The sequence below is a fragment of the Deinococcus sp. genome (assembly GCF_018260555.1).
In the GTDB taxonomy this organism is placed as follows: Bacteria; Deinococcota; Deinococci; order Deinococcales; family Deinococcaceae; genus Deinococcus.
Map to the genome: position 1 here is coordinate 63,940 of NZ_JAGLBB010000004.1, position 15,773 is coordinate 79,712.

Here is a 15,773-nt window from a genome sequence, read left to right on the forward strand (position 1 = left end):
GCCGCGTCTGGCATACTCGCCGCATGAGCGTCCCCTCCCCCGCCTTTTCCCCTGAGCGTGACGCGGCCGTCCCGGGTGACGTGCCGGGCGACGTGCTGATCGTCGGTGCCGGGCCTGCCGGACTACACGCCGCCTTCTACGCCGCGTGGCGCGGCCTGAGCGTGAGCCTGCTGGACGCCCGGCATGAACCCGGCGGGCAACTGACCGCCCTGTACCCAGACCGACGGGTGTACGACGTGCCGGGCCTGCCCGCAGCGCCCGCCGCTGACGTGATCGCCGGACTGGTCCGGCAACTCGGCGGCCTGGACGTGCAGTGGCACCTGCGGACCGTGGCCCGTACCCTGGAACCGGACGGTGAGGGCTGGCGCGTCGGGGCGACCACCCCGGACGGACCACGGACCTTCCGGGCGGGGGCCGTGATCCTGGCGGCCGGTCTGGGCGCGCTGCTGCCCCGCGAGGCCCGCGTGCCCGGCACCGACACCCACCCGGACGTGCGGACGGACGTACCGGAGGCGGCGGAACTGGCGGGTCGCCGTGTGCTGGTCGTGGGCGGCGTGCCGCAGGCCACCCGCACCGCGCTGGAACTCGTGCGGGTGGGGGCGCAGGTGACGCTGACGCACGGGCGCGCCGGATTCCGGGGCAGTCCCGCCGACCTGCGCGCCCTGGAGGACGCGGCCAGCGGCGGACAACTGAAGCTGCTGGCCCCCGCTGCCCTGAGCACCCTGAGCCTGACCGGGGCCTCCCTGACCGTGGACGGAAAGCCCCACGAGGTGAAGGCCGACACGGTCCTGATCCTGAACGGTTACCTGCCGGATCTGACCCCGGTGCAGGGCTGGCCGCTGGACTGGCAGGGCGACTACGTACCGGATGGGCCGGGCGGCCGGACGGCGCTGCGCGGCGTGTTCGTGGCCGGCGACGTGGCCGCGTCCGGGCAGGAGTTCAAGCTGATCTCGGTGGCCCTGGCGCAGGCGGCCGTGGCGGCCAATCACGCGGCGCAGCACGTTCGCCCTGACCTGAAGGTCCGGCCCGGTCACTCCAGCGAAAAACGCCTCAGCTGATCAGGCCCGTGTGCGGGCGCGGCGTCAGTCCCTGCGCCCGCACCAGTGTCCGCACCTCTTGGCAGCGGCAGCCACGGTAGGTGCATAGCAGCGCCTCCGGGTCACGGTTCAGCAGACGCACGGTGGCGTCCACCAGGTCCCGCACGCGGTACAGGCGCAGCGTGGACTGGCCGACCTGCGTGCTCCGCAGGCCCATGTGCACCTCGGGGGCCAGGTGATCAAAGTCCGCCGAGCAGTTCGGGAAGGCGGTGGGCAGCACCTGACCGTCCAGCGGCACGTACCGCGTCAGCAACGGCATGCCCGCGAGGTGCTCGCCGTAATGCACGCTGGTGTTACTTCCGAAATCCACGCCCATCAGCAGCGCGTACCCGTTCAGGTCGTAGAGCGCCCCGACGGGCTGGTACGGGCTGCTCAGCGACTGCGCCTCGGTGATGCGGGCCGCCTCTCTGCCCAGCGCGATGAAGCTCAGGGTCGGGTGAAAGGATCGCAGGGCGCCTGCGCGGTCCACGATCTCCTGCGAGACCCGCCCGATATCGCGGCTGACCCGGCTGTCCCGGTGAAAGCGGGCGTGCGTGGTCGAGGTCGGCCGGGACAGCAGCGTCGTGTACGTGAAGGCCGGGGCCACCACCGTCGCCGTCCGCGCGGCCAGGGCGTCCACGATGGTCCGGGACCCGCCGTCCAGCGTTCCGAAGGACTTCAGGCTCGCGTGCACGATCACGTGCTGCGACCCGTCCAGTCCCAGCGCGCCCAGCCCCTCATCCAGTTCGGCGGGGGTGACAACGGAGCGGCGAAGCAGATTCAGCACGCCCTCAGTTTACTCCGCTCCGCGCAGCAGGACTGAAACGTGAGCTGGCCAGCCACAGAGTCCAGCCACAGAGCCCAGGCAGAGAGAAGTGACCCGCCTGCTGCGGGGCAGGTCGGGTCACGGGCGTCGGGGGTTGGCTGTGCCGGTCATGGTGTGGGCTGCGGGTGGGCAGTTGATCCAGTCAATACGGCCCGCCCTGCACCCCGCTTTCCTTACTTCACGAAGAGCATCTGGCGGTAGGTGGGCAGCGGCCACAGCTTGCTACTCACGACCTTCTCCAGTTTGTCGGCGGCGGTGCGCACGTCGCCCATGGCGGGCAGCACGTGGTCACGCATATGGTGGGCCTTCTCGTGCACTTCCTCGCCGCCCAGCATCTCGTTCTGGGTCCGCAGGGCCTGGATGGCACTGAACAGTTCGTCGGCGGCGGCGCTGACTTCGGCGGTCACACCCTGGGCGGCTTTGCTGCCGCTCACCCGGCCGAGATCCGCGAGGTAGGTGAGGGCGGCGGGCAGAATCTGCGTCTGGGCCATGTACTCGGTGGTTTCACCCTCGATGTTCACGGTCTTGAAGTAGATGTCGAACATGATTTCCTGGCGTGCGCCGAGTTCGCGTTCGTTCAGGATGCCGAGTTTGCCGAACAGCGCAGTGTTCTTGTCGTTGTTCAGTTCCTTGACGGCGTCGAGGGTGGTGCGCAGGTTCAGCAGGCCGCGTTCCTTCTCGGCTTCGGTGTGCCACTCCTCGCTGTAGCCGTCGCCGTTGAACACGATGCGCTGGTACTTCTGGTAGGTGCTCTTGACGACTTCGGCCACGGCGTCGTCGAGGCGCTGCCCCGCACCCAGTTTGGCTTTCAGGTCGGCCGTCAGTTCAGAGACGCTCTCGGCGACGATGGCGTTCAGGACCGTGATGGGGAAGGAGATGCTCTGCGAGGAGCCCACGGCGCGGAACTCGAACTTGTTGCCGGTGAAGGCGAATGGGCTGGTACGGTTGCGGTCACCGGCGTGCACGGGAATTTCAGGCAGGACGCTGCTGCCCAGGCCCATCAGACCCGCGGACTTGCCGCTGCCGCCCTGGCCGCTGACGATGCGGTCGAAGATGTCGGTCAGTTCACTGCCCAGGAAGATGCTGATGATCGCGGGCGGCGCCTCGTTCGCGCCGAGGCGGTGGTCGTTGCTGGCGCTGGCCACGCAGGCGCGCAGCAGGTCCTGGTGGGTATCGACGGCTTTCAGGACGGCGGTGCAGAAGAACAGGAACTGCATGTTCTCGTGGGGGGTTTCGCCGGGTTCCAGCAGGTTCTCACCGGCGTTGGTGGACATGCTCCAGTTGCAGTGCTTGCCGCTGCCGTTCACGCCGGCAAAGGGCTTCTCGTGCATCAGGCAGACCAGGCCGAACTTGCGGGCGGTGGTGCGCAGGACCTGCATGATCAGCTGCTGGTGGTCGGCGGCGATGTTGCTGTTCTCGAAGATCGGGGCGATCTCGAACTGGCCGGGTGCGACCTCGTTGTGGCGGGTCTTGACGGGGATGCCGAGCGCGTACAGCTGCATTTCGGCGTCGGTCATGAAGCTCAGGACCCGTTCGGGAATCGCGCCGAAGTAGTGGTCCTCAAGCTCCTGGCCGCGCGGGGGCTGCGCGCCGAACAGGGTGCGGCCGGTCATGACCAGGTCGGGGCGGCGGTAGTAGTACTCCTCGGCAATCAGGAAGTACTCCTGCTCGGCGCCGAGGCTGCTGCTGACGCGGGTGCCGGCGCTGGCGCCGAACAGTTCCAGGGCGGGCGTCACGGCGCTGTTCAGGGCCTCGATGGAGCGCAGCAGCGGGGTTTTCAGGTCGAGGGCCTCGCCGGTCCAGCTGGCGAAGACGCTGGGGATGCACAGGGTCGCGCCGTTGGCGTGCCGGATGATGAACGCCGGGGACGAGGGGTCCCAGGCGGTGTAGCCGCGCGCTTCGAAGGTGGCGCGCAGGCCGCCGGACGGGAAGGAGCTGGCGTCGGGCTCGGCCTGGATAAGTTCCTTGCCGGAAAACGACATGATGGCCACGCCGTCACCGGCGGGGTTCAGGAAGGAGTCGTGTTTCTCGGCGGTGCTGCCGGTCAGAGGCTGGAACCAGTGGGTGTAGTGCGTGGCGCCCTTTTCCATGGCCCAGGTTTTCATGGCCATCGCGACGGTGTCGGCAATGGTGGGGTCAAGCTGCGCGCCGCGTTCCACGGTGCCCTGGAGGCTCTTGTGGGCGCTCTTGCTGAGGCGGGCCTTGAGCTGCTCAAGGGTCAGCACGTCGCTGGCGAACAGGTCGTTCACGACTTCCAGCGGGGAGGCGGAGGGGGTGGTTTCCACGCGCCAGTTGCGTGCGGCCGAGTTAACGTCGAAGTCCTGGTTCATGTCGCTCCCTGTGGTGGGCCACGCCGTTGGCTGCGCGGTGTGATGGGCTGCGGACTGCTCCGCGCCGGACGGTGGCTCACGTACTGCCCGCGAGTATAGGGGGGTGCACCGGCAGGGTCAACGCAGTGTTCTGAACAAGATGACCAACTTCTGGCAGTCTTCTAGACCAGAGGTCCCTGGCCTTGCAGCTTGTCACCAGCCAAATGTACAAAACTGCCGATTGTACGGGACACTCTGCATAGGCCATGCGGCGCGGCGTGACGGGACCGTCCGGGGAACGACCGACTGGTCCGGGCCGCACACGCAGGCCCGGCTGACTGGGCAGCCGCTAAGGTCGTACCATTTCAACATGCCCGGGTGGTGCGCTACGGTCTGGACCCGGCTGCGGTTTGCCCGCTCAGGCCGGGTTCTGTCTTCGGGTTCTGCCCTCTCCCGACTCACGGGCCGGACCTCACCTCTGTCCTCCCGGCTTCTTCTGCCATCACGCTGTGTGCTCCGGGGCCCTGAGCCGCTTGACCCCCGCCTGGACGCCACTCCTCCTGAATCCTGCTGTCCTTATCTCACTTCACCTGGTTCACTTCACCTGGCTCACTTCACCTGGCTCACTTCATCTGTGCGTTTCTCGTTCCGGAGGTTCCTTTCACCATGACGCCCCCCCCTTCCAGTAAAACGCCCGCGACGTCCGCCGCCGCGCCCACCGTGCGTTCCGCGCAACCGGACGGCCCAACCGCGCAGAGCATCCTGACCCACCTGCAGGAAGCGGAAGTGAAGTTCCTGCGCCTGCAATTCACGGACATCCTGGGCAATACCAAGAATGTCGAGGTCCCCAAATCCCAGTTCGCCAAGGCCCTCAACGGCGACGTGACCTTCGACGGCAGCGCCGTGGAGGGCTTCACGCGCGTCGAGGAATCCGACATGCTGCTGCGCCCGGACCTGCAGACCTTCCTGATCTACCCGCAGTTCTCCCGCGAGGAAGGAGAGCGTGGGCGGGTGGCCCGGCTGATCTGCGACGTGGCCCTGCCGGACGGCACGCCGTTCGAGGGCGACCCCCGGCAGGTGCTCAAGCGGCAGATCGCGCGGGCGCAGGCCCTTGGCTTCGAGATGTTCGTGGGCACCGAACCGGAATTCTTTCTGTTCGAGCGCACACCGGCCGGGGTGGGCAGCACCGTCACGCACGACCGGGCCGGGTACTTCGACCTGGCGCCCATCGACAAGGGCGAACGCATCCGCCGCGAGATCACCAACAAACTCGTCGAGATGGGCTTTGAGATCGAGGCGTCCCACCACGAGGTCGCGCCCGGCCAGCACGAGATCGATTTCCGTTACGCCCCGGCGCTGGAAACGGCCGACCGCATCGCCACGTTCAAGTTCGTGGTCAAGCGCGTGGCGCTGGAGTACGGCCTGCTGGCGTCGTTCCTGCCCAAACCCATTCCCGGCGTGAACGGCAGCGGCATGCACTGCCACCTGAGCCTGTTCCGGGACGGCGCGAACGCCTTCGCGGACCCTGCCGGCGAGTACGGCCTGTCCCGCACCGCCGAACAGTTCATCGCGGGCCTGCTGGACCACGCGGGTGGCATGACGGCCATCACCAACCCGCTGGTCAACAGTTACAAGCGGCTGGTGCCGGGATTCGAGGCCCCGGTGAACGTGGCCTGGAGTACCAGTAACCGCTCGGCTCTGATCCGCATTCCGGCCAAACGCGGGAATTCCACGCGCGCCGAGGTCCGCATGCCCGACCCGAGCTGCAACCCGTACCTGGCGCTGGCCGTCATGCTGGCCGCCGGTCTGGACGGCCTGGAAGGGCAGATGGAGCCCGCGCCTGCCATTCAGCGCAACATCTTCAAGATGACCGTCCGCGAGAAACGCCACCACCGCGTGAAGGAACTGCCCACCGATCTGCGCGAGGCGGTCGAGGAACTTGAGAAGGACGACGTGATGCGCCGCGCGCTGGGCGAGCACGTCATGGAGCACTTCGTGGCCGCCAAACGCGCCGAGTGGCGCGAGTACAGTGCCGCCGTGCACCAGTGGGAACTGGACCGTTACCTGGACCTGATCTGAGCGCCCCGGCCGCCTGAAGCTGGAGTACCGGGAAAGGCGGCCTGCGCGTTACCTACCCGGTCCTCATAGGTCTATCCATAGGCTTATTGGTGACGGGCCAGGACAGGATCATCCAGATTTCGTATGTTGTGCCATCCACCCGCCAAAACGCGGGGTTGCCAGCTTCAGGTCTGGAGTTCTCTTTTGCCCTCTCTGCTCCGGTCAATCGCTGCCACCACCCCTCCAACCGGAGTCGGATTTTCAGCCGGAAACCGCTCCCTACCGAGGGGTGTCAAGCGCTTGCATGGGTCAGACCGGTCTTGCGTTTCATTTCATCAGAATGCTTCGGTCATTTCGGACAGCCACCAGCCGCGCAATTGGATTGCTCATTGACGGCGTCGGTTAGCAATTATTGCCTGTGAATGTTTTCGTCTCGCTTTGATCGTTTCACCGAGTTTCATGAGACAGGCATTGACAGGACCTTAAGCGCTTCATAGAATCGGAGGTATCACCACACAGCACCGGGGCACCAGCCCCAACGTGCACCCATACCTGGAGGACCCATGAAGAAAAGCGCACTGAACCTGACCGTACTCGCCGCCCTGGCCCTCGGCACCGCTTCCGCCCAGACGACCATCAAGATCGCCAGCCTCAGCCCGCTGTCCGGCGGCCAGAGCGACCTGGGCACCCAGATCCGCAACGGCACCCAGCTGGCCGTCAACGAGTACAAGGCCCAGTTCAAGAAACTCGGTTTCGACCTCGTTCTCGTGCCCTACGACGACCAGGCTGACCCCGCCACCGGCACCGCTGCCGCCCGCAAGATTGCCGCCGATCGCCAGATCCTGGCCGTGGTGGGCACCCTGAACAGTGGCGTCGCGATTCCCTCCAGCGCCGCCCTGCAGCCCAGCCACGTGGCGATGGTCAGCCCGGCCAACACCGCCAACTCGGTCACCGACCGTGGCCTGAGCAACATGAACCGCATCGTGGCCCGCGACGACTCGCAGGGCCCGGCCGGCGCGAACTTCATCAGCGGCACCCTGAAAGCCAAGAGCGTCTACCTGATCAATGACAAGACCGCCTACGGCGAAGGTCTGACCAAGGAAGTCGAGAAGGCCCTGAAGGCCAGCGGCGTGACCGTCATCGCGACCGAAGGCACTGAGGAGAAAAGCGACTTCTCCAGCATCATCGCCAAGATCAAGCTGCAAAAGCCCGACGCCATCTACTTCGGCGGCATCTACAACCAGGTGGGCGTGTTCATCAAGCAGCTGCGTGAAGGCGGCGTCGCGACCCCCGTGGTCGGCGGCGACGGCCTCGACAGCGGCGAACTGCCCGTGATCGTCGGCACGGCCAACGCCAACAACATCTACTTCACGACCGTCGCCGCGCCCATCGACGCGCTGCCTGCCGCGAAGGTGTTCGCCGCCAACTACAAGAAGACCTTCAAGGACGATGTTCAGGGCTTCGGCGCCTTCGGTTACGACGCCGCCAAGGTCGTTCTGCAGGGCACCCTGAACGCCGTGCGCGCCAACGGCAACAAACTGCCCAGCCGCACCCAGGTCGAAAAGGCCATCCGCAAGGGCAGCTTCACGGGCCTGCTGTCGGGGAACGTGTCCTTCAACTCGGTCGGCGACCGCAAGGCCGGCACCCTGTACGTGATGAACGTCACGGCCGGCAAGTTCAAGCTCAGCACCAGCATTCCCGTCAAGGCTCCCAAGAACTGAAGTTCACCCGGGGGGCGTGCACAGACGCGCCCCCGCACAACTCAGCTTCCCCGCACCATCCTGGGGCCGGGCCACGCGCCGGGCTCCAGTTCTCATGACCGCCGCCCTACCAGTCAAGACGCAGTGGGCGACGGCGCACGGAACCGCTTTCGGCGCACGGAACCGCGCGGGTTTAGGGACCGGAGGAAGCACCGCGAGTCGGTCTTCCCCGGTTGCACTCCTTCCCCGGTTGCACTCCTTCCCCGGTTGTACTCCTTTCCCGGTTACACTCCTTTCCCGGTTACACTCCTTTCCCGGGTGCACTCTTCGTTTCTTCGTGGCGCTCTGGTCAGTTCACTGACCGGGCGACCACACTCCCCCGCAAAGGAGTTGAATTTCTTTGGATCTCGCGACCCTCCTGCCCTTCCTGGTCAACGTGATCGTCGGCGGTCTCGTCCTGGGCTTCGTGTACGCGATCATCGCGCTGGGGTACACCATGGTGTACGGCGTGCTGCAACTCATCAATTTCGCGCACTCGGAAGTGTTCGTCACGGGCGCCGTGGTGGGCTTCGAAGTCTTCCGCGTGCTGAAAGGCGTCGAGATGAACGGCTACCTGAAGCTGCTCATCGCGCTGGTCGCGGCCATGACCATCTCAGGCGCCCTGAACGTCCTGATCGAACGCCTGGCGTACCGCCCGCTGCGCGGCGCGCCGAAACTGGTGCCGCTGATCACCGCCATCGGCGTGTCCCTGATTCTGCAAGACGTCCTGCGGGTCATAGAGGGATTCCAGGGCCGTTTCGACCTGACGTACACCCTGCCGGGCGGCTTCGCCAACAAATTCTGCGCCGCCGAGAGCACCTGCGCGCCGCTCGGGAACTTTCTGCGTGGCGTGGGCATCGACATGCAACTCAAGGACGTGATCCTGGTTATCGTGGCGCTGATCAGCCTCGCGGTGCTGAACTACATCGTGAACCGCACGCGCATGGGCAAAGCCATTCGCGCTGTCGCGCAGGACCGCGTGACCGCCGGCCTGATGGGCATCGACAGCGACCGCATGATCAGCGCCACCTTCCTGATCGGCGGGGCGCTGGGCGGCATCAGCGGCGTGCTGTTCGGGATGAAATTCGGGACCGTGAACGCCTACAGCGGCTTCGACCCGGGCATCATTGCCTTCACGGCTGCCGTGCTGGGCGGGATCGGCAGTATTCCCGGCGCGGTGCTGGGCGGCCTGACGCTGGGCGTCATCCAGAACCTGATCGGCGTGACGAACATCCTGGGCATGGTGGTCGGCAGTGCGAACCTGGAGGTCATCGACGCCAGTTACCAGCGGATCGGGGCGTTCCTGGTGCTGGTTCTGATCCTGATCTTCAAACCCACCGGCCTGCTCGGCAAGAGCAACGTGGAGAAAGTATGAGCCTGCCCTCCATGTTCGACACCAACCGCGACGCGAAACCCGACCGCACCATCCTGCTGATCGCGTTCTTCCTGATCACCAGCGCCGTGCTGCTGGCCTCGCATAACCGTCCGTTCCTTGAGAGCATGGGAGCCGCCGGACAGTTCCTGAAAAACCCCATCACGGAAGCGTTCTTCGTGTCGCTGTTCCTGGCAAACGTTCTGTTCGCGTACCTGTGGAAGGCCGCTCCCTGGGCGCGTGCCCTGGTCGGAGTGGGCAGCCTGCTGATCGTGCTGCCATCGGCCGGCCGGCAGGACACCAGCCTGCTCGACCTGAGCATTCAGATCATGATCTTCGCGGCGCTGGCGCTGGGCCTGAACATCGTGGTGGGACTCGCGGGCCTGCTGGACCTGGGGTACGTGGCGTTCTTCGCAGTGGGCGCGTACACCTGGGGGATCTTCGCCAGTCCCCGCTTCGCCGAGATCCTCAGGTACTACGGCGAGAATCCAGGCGCCACCAACGCCGGTACGCTGGCCATCGGCCTGTTCCTGACGGTGGTGACGGCCGCCAGCATGGTGTACATCAACCGCCTGACCAACCGCCAGCCACCCACCGCCACGAGCACCTGGAGTTTCCGCCTCGCGGCCTTCGGTCTGGTGGCGGGCCTGACCCTCGCGTCGCGCGCCGCCGTCGTGCTGATGTCCGGTCAGGCGGACAGTCTCGCCAGCGGCATCGCTCCCGGCTTCTTCTGGCTGTTCCTGGCCCTGAGTGTCCTGGCCGCCGCGATTGTCGGCGTGCTGATCGGCCTGCCCGTCCTGCGCCTGAAGGGCGATTACCTCGCCATCATCACGCTGGGCCTGGGCGAGGTGATTCGGGTGCTGGCGAACAACCTTGACCTGTACACGGCAGGCTCGCAGGGCATCACACCCATTCGCAGCGCCAACGTGCCGTGGTTCAACTCGCTGGCCGGAGCGCTCGGCTTTAGCGAGGAGCAGCACTACCTGTTGTTCCTGTACGTGCTGGTCCTGATCGTGCTGGGCATGATCCTGCTGGTGAACGTCCGCCTGGACCGCAGCCGCATCGGCCGCGCCTGGATCGCCATTCGTGACGACGAGGTCGCCGCGCAGGCCATGGGCGTGCCGCTGGTGCAGACCAAACTGATTGCCTTCGCGACCGGCGCGAGCTTCGCGGGCATCATGGGCATGATCTTCGCCGCCAAGCAGACCTTCATCAGCCCGGAGTCCTTCAACCTGTTCCAGAGTATCGGCGTGCTGAGCATGGTCATCCTGGGCGGCATGGGCTCGTTCCCCGGCGTGATCCTGGGCGCGGCCGTCGTGACCCTGCTGAACCTGCGCATCCTGCCGGGCCTGGGCGAAGCGACCGCCCACCTGGGCCTTCCGCAGCAGGTGAACCCTGGACAGCTGCAACGCCTGATCTTCGGGATCATCCTGGTCACCATGATGCTGCTGCGCCCCGAGGGCCTGCTGCCCAACCGGCGCCGGACCCGCGAACTGCACCACGAGGACAATCAGGAAGACGACAGCGTGGACGGCAACGCCGGCGCGCTGGGGAACACGAGCGCCGAAGTGTACTCGGCTGGCGTCGCGCCCGCCAAACACGAGGACAACGCAGGAGGCCGCAGATGACCGGCACTGGCAACATTCTGGACGTGCGGGGCGTCATGAAGGTCTTCGGTGGCCTGGTCGCCGTGAACGACGTGACCATGAGCATCCCCGAGCGCAGCATCGTCAGTGTGATCGGCCCGAACGGCGCGGGGAAAACCACGTTCTTCAACATGATCACCGGCATCTACCAGCCCACGAGCGGCACCATCCGCCTGGCCGGGCGCGAACTGGTGGGCATGCGCCCCGATCAGGTCACGGAAGCCGGGATTGCCCGCACCTTCCAGAACATCCGCCTGTTCTCGACCATGACCAGCGAGGAGAACATCATGGTGGGCCGCCACGCCCGCCTGAAGAGCGGATTCGTGGACGCCGTGCTGCGCACCAGGAAATTCCATGATTCCGAGCAGGAGGCGCGCGACACGGCCCGCCTGATGCTGGACTTCGTGGGCCTGAGCCAGTGGCGTGACGAACTGGCAACCAACCTGCCCTACGGCGACCAGCGCAAACTCGAAATTGCGCGTGCGCTGGCCACGACACCCAAACTGATCCTGCTGGACGAACCGGCCGCCGGCATGAACCCCCGCGAGACCGAGGACCTGAAAAGCCTGATCCGCCGGGTCCGTGACGAACTGGGCGTGACCGTGTGCCTGATCGAACACGATATGCGACTGGTCATGACCCTGTCCGAATACATCACCGTGCTGGACTACGGCAGCAAGATCGCCGAGGGCCTGCCCCACCAGGTCCGCAACGACCCCCGTGTGATGGAAGCGTACCTGGGCCGCGGGGCCGCCGCCGGCGAGTACGGGAAGGAAGAGCGTCCTCATGTCTGAACTCAAACCCATGCTGGAACTGAACGGCGTGCACACCTATTACGACCACATTCACGCCCTCAAGGGCGTCAGCATGACCGTCAACGAGGGCGAGATCGTCGCCCTGATCGGCGGGAACGGCGCGGGTAAGACCACCAGCCTGCGCACCATCAGCGGCATGATGAAACCCCGCCGGGGCACCATGACCTATCAGGGGCAGAACATCTCCGGTATTCCCGCGCACCAGATCATGCAACAAGGCATCAGTCACGTACCCGAAGGCCGGCGCATCTTTAAGGACCTCTCGGTCCGCGAGAACCTGGAAGTCGGCGCGTACACCGTCACTGACCGCGCGCTGATCGAGAAGCGCGTGCAGGAAGGCTTCGAGTTCTTCCCGCGCCTGAAAGAGCGCGAGACACAACTGGGCGGCACCATGTCCGGCGGAGAGCAGCAGATGCTGGCTATCGCCCGCGCCCTGATGGTCAACCCGCGCCTGCTCCTGCTGGACGAACCCAGCATGGGTCTGTCTCCGCTGTTCGTGGAGTCCATCTTCGACATCATCGTCAAGCTCAACAGGGAACGCGGCACGACCGTCCTGCTGGTCGAGCAGAACGCCAGCATGGCCCTGGGCATCGCCCACCGCGCGTACGTCCTCCAGACGGGCGAGGTCAAACTCAGCGGGAACGCCGCCGATATTGCCAACGACGAGAGCGTGCGGAAAGCGTACCTGGGCGAAGAATAAGACGGATTCCGATTGATTCGCTGCAGTCCCAAATCAACCCGGGCGGACGCGAGTAGGAAGGGCAGACGCCCCTTCGCGGCATGGAGCCGTAGGCGGCGCTTTTCCGACTGTGGCGCAGTGGAGCGGCAGTCCGTATAAGGCCCACGCTGCCGACCCTCCGAGCAATCGGGGGGTCGGTTTGCTTTGGCCCGCGTGCCCTGTAATCCGAATAGCGGTCTGTCTCATTCACAACCTGAAAAGACACAAGGTTGCCCACTCCACGCCCGGAACCCGTTTGCTCTCATTCGCTTCGCTCCGAGTGAGGGCAGGAACAGTTCCGGGGTCGGAGTGGGCTTCTCGGAATCCGTCTCGGTGGTTACCCGGGTAACTAAAAATCATCCGCAATAAACTTGACATGACCACACTCAAGTTTCAGAATGGGTGTAGTTGACCGACGACCCACGCCCCCACTCCCCTCATTCCCGGAGGTTCCCACTTTGAATCCCGACCGTTTCACAGAGGCCGCCACGCAAGCCGTTCAGCAGGCGCAGGGGCTCGCGCAGCAGAGCGGCCACCAGAACCTGACGCCCACCCACGTCCTGCGCACCCTGACCGACAATGACACCGCCGGGCGCGCCCTGACCCTGGCAGGCGGCGACCTGCTCCAGATCCGCGCCGAGCTGGACACCGAACTGCTGAAGCTCCCGCGTGTGCAGGGTGGCGGGGACAACCTGTACCTTGACCCGGCCCTGAGCCGCGCCTTCGGACGGGCCGACACCCTCGCCGGCCAGATGGGTGACTCGTTCGTGGCCGCCGACGCCCTCCTGTTGGCCCTGCGCGGCGAGTACCGTGGCCGGAGCCTGCCCACCGAGACTGACCTGAACCGCGCCGTGAATGAGCAGCGCAAAGGAAAAACCGTGACGACCAAAACCAGTGAGCAGCAGTTCGACGCCCTCGCCAAGTACGGCACCGATCTCACGCAGCGCGCCCGTGACGGAAAGTTCGACCCCGTGATCGGCCGCGACGAGGAAATCCGCCGCGCCATGCAGATCCTGCTGCGCCGCACGAAGAACAACCCCGTCCTGATCGGGGAACCCGGCGTGGGCAAGACCGCCATTGCCGAGGGCCTCGCCATTCGTATCGTGAAGGGCGACGTGCCCGACGGCCTGAAGAACAAACGCATCGTGAGCCTCGAGATGGGCAGCCTGCTGGCAGGCGCGAAGTTCCGGGGCGAGTTCGAGGAACGCCTGAAAGGCGTGATCGATGAGGTGATCGCCTCGGCCGGTGAGGTCATCCTGTTTGTGGATGAGATTCACACCATCGTCGGCGCGGGCAAAACCGAGGGGAGCCCCGACGCGGGCAACATGCTCAAGCCCGCCCTGGCACGCGGGGAACTACACCTGATCGGAGCCACCACGTTAAGCGAGTACCGCGAGATCGAGAAGGACCCCGCCCTGGAACGCCGCTTCCAGCCGGTGTTCGTGGATGAACCCAGCGTCGAGGACACCATCTCCATCCTGCGCGGCATCAAGGAGCGGTATCAGGTGCACCACAACGTGGAGATCACCGACCCGGCGCTTGTGGCCGCGGCGCAGCTCTCTCACCGGTACATCACGGACCGGCAGCTGCCGGACAAGGCCATCGACCTGATCGACGAGTCTGCCGCGCGCCTGCGCATGGCTCTCGAATCCAGCCCGGAACGCATTGACCAGCTCGAACGCCGCAAACTGCAACTGGAGATCGAACGCGAGGCCCTGAAGCGCGAGAAAGACCAGGACAGCCAGAACCGACTGCTGGACATCGAGGGCGTCCTGAAAACCATCACGGACGAACTTGCCGATGTCCGCGCCCGCTGGGAGGGCGAGCGGCACGAGGTCAGCGCGCTGCGCGCCAAACGCGAGTCACTGGATCAGGTCCGCACGGACATCGAGAAGGCCCGGCGCGACTACGACCTGCAACGCGCCGCCGAACTGGAGTACGGCATCCTCCCGCAACTGGAAAAGGAAGTGCAGGAGCTGGAGCAGAAACTCAAGGGCGCGGAGTTCGCGCACACCCAGGTGACCGAGGAGGACATTGCGTTCGTCGTGAGCCGCTGGACCGGCATTCCCGTGAATAAACTGATGGAGGGTGAACGCGAGAAACTGCTGAAACTCGAGGAGCAACTCCATGACCGCGTGATCGGGCAGGACCGCGCCATTGTCAGCGTCGCAGACGCCATTCGCCGCAGCCGCGCCGGGCTGAGCGACCCGAACCGCCCGCTCGGGAGCTTCATGTTCCTCGGGCCGACCGGCGTCGGTAAGACCGAACTGGCCAAGGCGCTCGCAGAATTCCTGTTCGACAGTCAGGACGCCATGGTCCGCATTGACATGAGCGAGTACATGGAGAAACACACGGTCGCCCGCCTGATCGGTGCGCCTCCCGGGTACGTGGGCTTTGAGGAGGGCGGCCAGCTCACCGAGGCCGTCCGCCGCCGGCCCTACGCCGTGCTGCTGTTCGACGAGATTGAGAAAGCCCACCCGGACGTGTTTGGCGTCCTGCTCCAGGTGCTCGACGATGGCCGCCTGACGGACGGGCAGGGCCGCACCGTGGATTTCCGCAACACCCTGATCATCTTGACCAGCAACATCGGCAGTCCGCTGATCCTGGAAATGCAGCACCGGGGTGACAGCGCCGGCAACATCCGTGAGGCCGTGATGGGCGAGTTGCAGGGCCACTTCCGTCCGGAGTTCCTGAACCGCGTGGACGACATCATCGTGTTCGACGCCCTGACGGCCGCGGACCTGCACCGCATCGTGGACATCCAGATGCGTGGCCTCATCAAACGCCTCGCCGAACGCCGCGTGAGCCTGCACCTGTCCGGCGCGGCCAAGGACCGCCTCGCTCAGATCGGGTACGACCCGGCCTTCGGTGCCCGCCCGCTGCGCCGCGCCATCAGCCGCGAGATCGAGACGCCACTGGCCCGCGAAATCCTGCAAGGGCACGTGCCCGACAACACCAGCCTGAACGTGGACTTCGACGGTACGAACTTCCAGTTCCAGATCGGTGCCCTGAACTGATACGGACTCCGGTGGAATGGTGGGCAACATCCATTCCATCCGGGCGAATGCGAGTGGGAGTAGTGATCTGTCAAGGGTTTGGTGGAGCCTCAGTTCGGGATGGGGACCTGCTCCTCGAAGGCCGTCGGCGACCGGTAGCCCAACGACGAGTGGCGGCGACGGTTGTAGAACACCTCAATCCACCCGAAGACCTCTGT

The 15,773-nt window shown here is 65.6% G+C and carries 10 protein-coding genes; 8 read left to right on the forward strand and 2 right to left on the reverse strand.

Annotated elements, in window-relative coordinates; genetic code table 11:
* Window positions 1–23 precede the first annotated feature (23 nt).
* A complete protein-coding gene (locus QZ271_RS01805; protein WP_291428426.1) occupies window positions 24–1,058 on the forward strand; it encodes an NAD(P)/FAD-dependent oxidoreductase in 1,035 nt (344 codons plus the stop codon).
* Here QZ271_RS01805 and QZ271_RS01810 read toward each other — a convergent pair.
* Together QZ271_RS01810 and QZ271_RS01815 are read right to left on the reverse strand one after the other, a co-directional pair.
* Window positions 1,051–1,863, reverse strand: coding sequence for an AAC(3) family N-acetyltransferase (locus QZ271_RS01810; RefSeq protein ID WP_291428428.1), 813 nt, complete (start codon window positions 1,861–1,863; stop codon window positions 1,051–1,053). The two genes, QZ271_RS01805 and QZ271_RS01810, sit on opposite strands and share 8 nt — an antisense overlap.
* Before the next feature lie 212 nt (window positions 1,864–2,075).
* The gene (locus tag QZ271_RS01815) at window positions 2,076–4,232 is read right to left on the reverse strand and encodes a glutamine synthetase III (protein ID WP_291428430.1); all 2,157 of its coding nucleotides are present in this window, start codon (window positions 4,230–4,232) and stop codon (window positions 2,076–2,078) included.
* A 645-nt stretch (window positions 4,233–4,877) separates the two neighbouring features.
* Between QZ271_RS01815 and glnA the strand changes: the two genes are divergently transcribed.
* The 7 genes from glnA to clpB all read left to right on the forward strand — a co-directional run bounded on the left by glnA (window position 4,878) and on the right by clpB (window position 15,576).
* A complete protein-coding gene (gene glnA, locus QZ271_RS01820; protein WP_291428431.1) occupies window positions 4,878–6,290 on the forward strand; it encodes a type I glutamate--ammonia ligase in 1,413 nt (470 codons plus the stop codon).
* A 542-nt stretch (window positions 6,291–6,832) separates the two neighbouring features.
* Window positions 6,833–7,990 carry a branched-chain amino acid ABC transporter substrate-binding protein gene (locus tag QZ271_RS01825; protein WP_291428433.1) on the forward strand — a complete coding sequence of 386 codons (1,158 nt, stop codon included), beginning with the start codon at window positions 6,833–6,835 and terminating at the stop codon, window positions 7,988–7,990.
* A 379-nt stretch (window positions 7,991–8,369) separates the two neighbouring features.
* Window positions 8,370–9,383 (forward strand): branched-chain amino acid ABC transporter permease, encoded by a 1,014-nt coding sequence (locus QZ271_RS01830; RefSeq protein ID WP_291428435.1) that lies wholly within the window; start codon window positions 8,370–8,372, stop codon window positions 9,381–9,383.
* Window positions 9,380–11,008, forward strand: coding sequence for a branched-chain amino acid ABC transporter permease (locus tag QZ271_RS01835; RefSeq protein ID WP_291428437.1), 1,629 nt, complete (start codon window positions 9,380–9,382; stop codon window positions 11,006–11,008). Before QZ271_RS01830 ends, QZ271_RS01835 begins: the two co-directional genes overlap by 4 nt.
* Window positions 11,005–11,820, forward strand: a complete 816-nt coding sequence (locus tag QZ271_RS01840; RefSeq protein WP_291428439.1) for an ABC transporter ATP-binding protein — start codon at window positions 11,005–11,007, stop codon at window positions 11,818–11,820. The genes QZ271_RS01835 and QZ271_RS01840 overlap by 4 nt, the downstream gene beginning before the upstream one ends.
* Window positions 11,813–12,541, forward strand: a complete 729-nt coding sequence (locus tag QZ271_RS01845; RefSeq protein WP_291428441.1) for an ABC transporter ATP-binding protein — start codon at window positions 11,813–11,815, stop codon at window positions 12,539–12,541. Before QZ271_RS01840 ends, QZ271_RS01845 begins: the two co-directional genes overlap by 8 nt.
* Before the next feature lie 476 nt (window positions 12,542–13,017).
* Window positions 13,018–15,576, forward strand: a complete 2,559-nt coding sequence (gene clpB, locus QZ271_RS01850; RefSeq protein WP_291428443.1) for an ATP-dependent chaperone ClpB — start codon at window positions 13,018–13,020, stop codon at window positions 15,574–15,576.
* Window positions 15,577–15,773 lie beyond the last annotated feature (197 nt).

What these genes read in the sequence shown, in the direction of transcription:
- QZ271_RS01805 (WP_291428426.1), top strand. Translation starts at nt 24, where the DNA reads ATGAGCGTCCCCTCCCCCGCCTTTTCCCCTGAGCGTGACGCGGCCGTC.
- QZ271_RS01845 (WP_291428441.1), top strand. Translation starts at nt 11,813, where the DNA reads ATGTCTGAACTCAAACCCATGCTGGAACTGAACGGCGTGCACACCTAT.
- QZ271_RS01825 (WP_291428433.1), top strand. Translation starts at nt 6,833, where the DNA reads ATGAAGAAAAGCGCACTGAACCTGACCGTACTCGCCGCCCTGGCCCTC.
- QZ271_RS01835 (WP_291428437.1), top strand. Translation starts at nt 9,380, where the DNA reads ATGAGCCTGCCCTCCATGTTCGACACCAACCGCGACGCGAAACCCGAC.
- QZ271_RS01815 (WP_291428430.1), bottom strand. Translation starts at nt 4,232, where the DNA reads ATGAACCAGGACTTCGACGTTAACTCGGCCGCACGCAACTGGCGCGTG.
- glnA (WP_291428431.1), top strand. Translation starts at nt 4,878, where the DNA reads ATGACGCCCCCCCCTTCCAGTAAAACGCCCGCGACGTCCGCCGCCGCG.
- QZ271_RS01840 (WP_291428439.1), top strand. Translation starts at nt 11,005, where the DNA reads ATGACCGGCACTGGCAACATTCTGGACGTGCGGGGCGTCATGAAGGTC.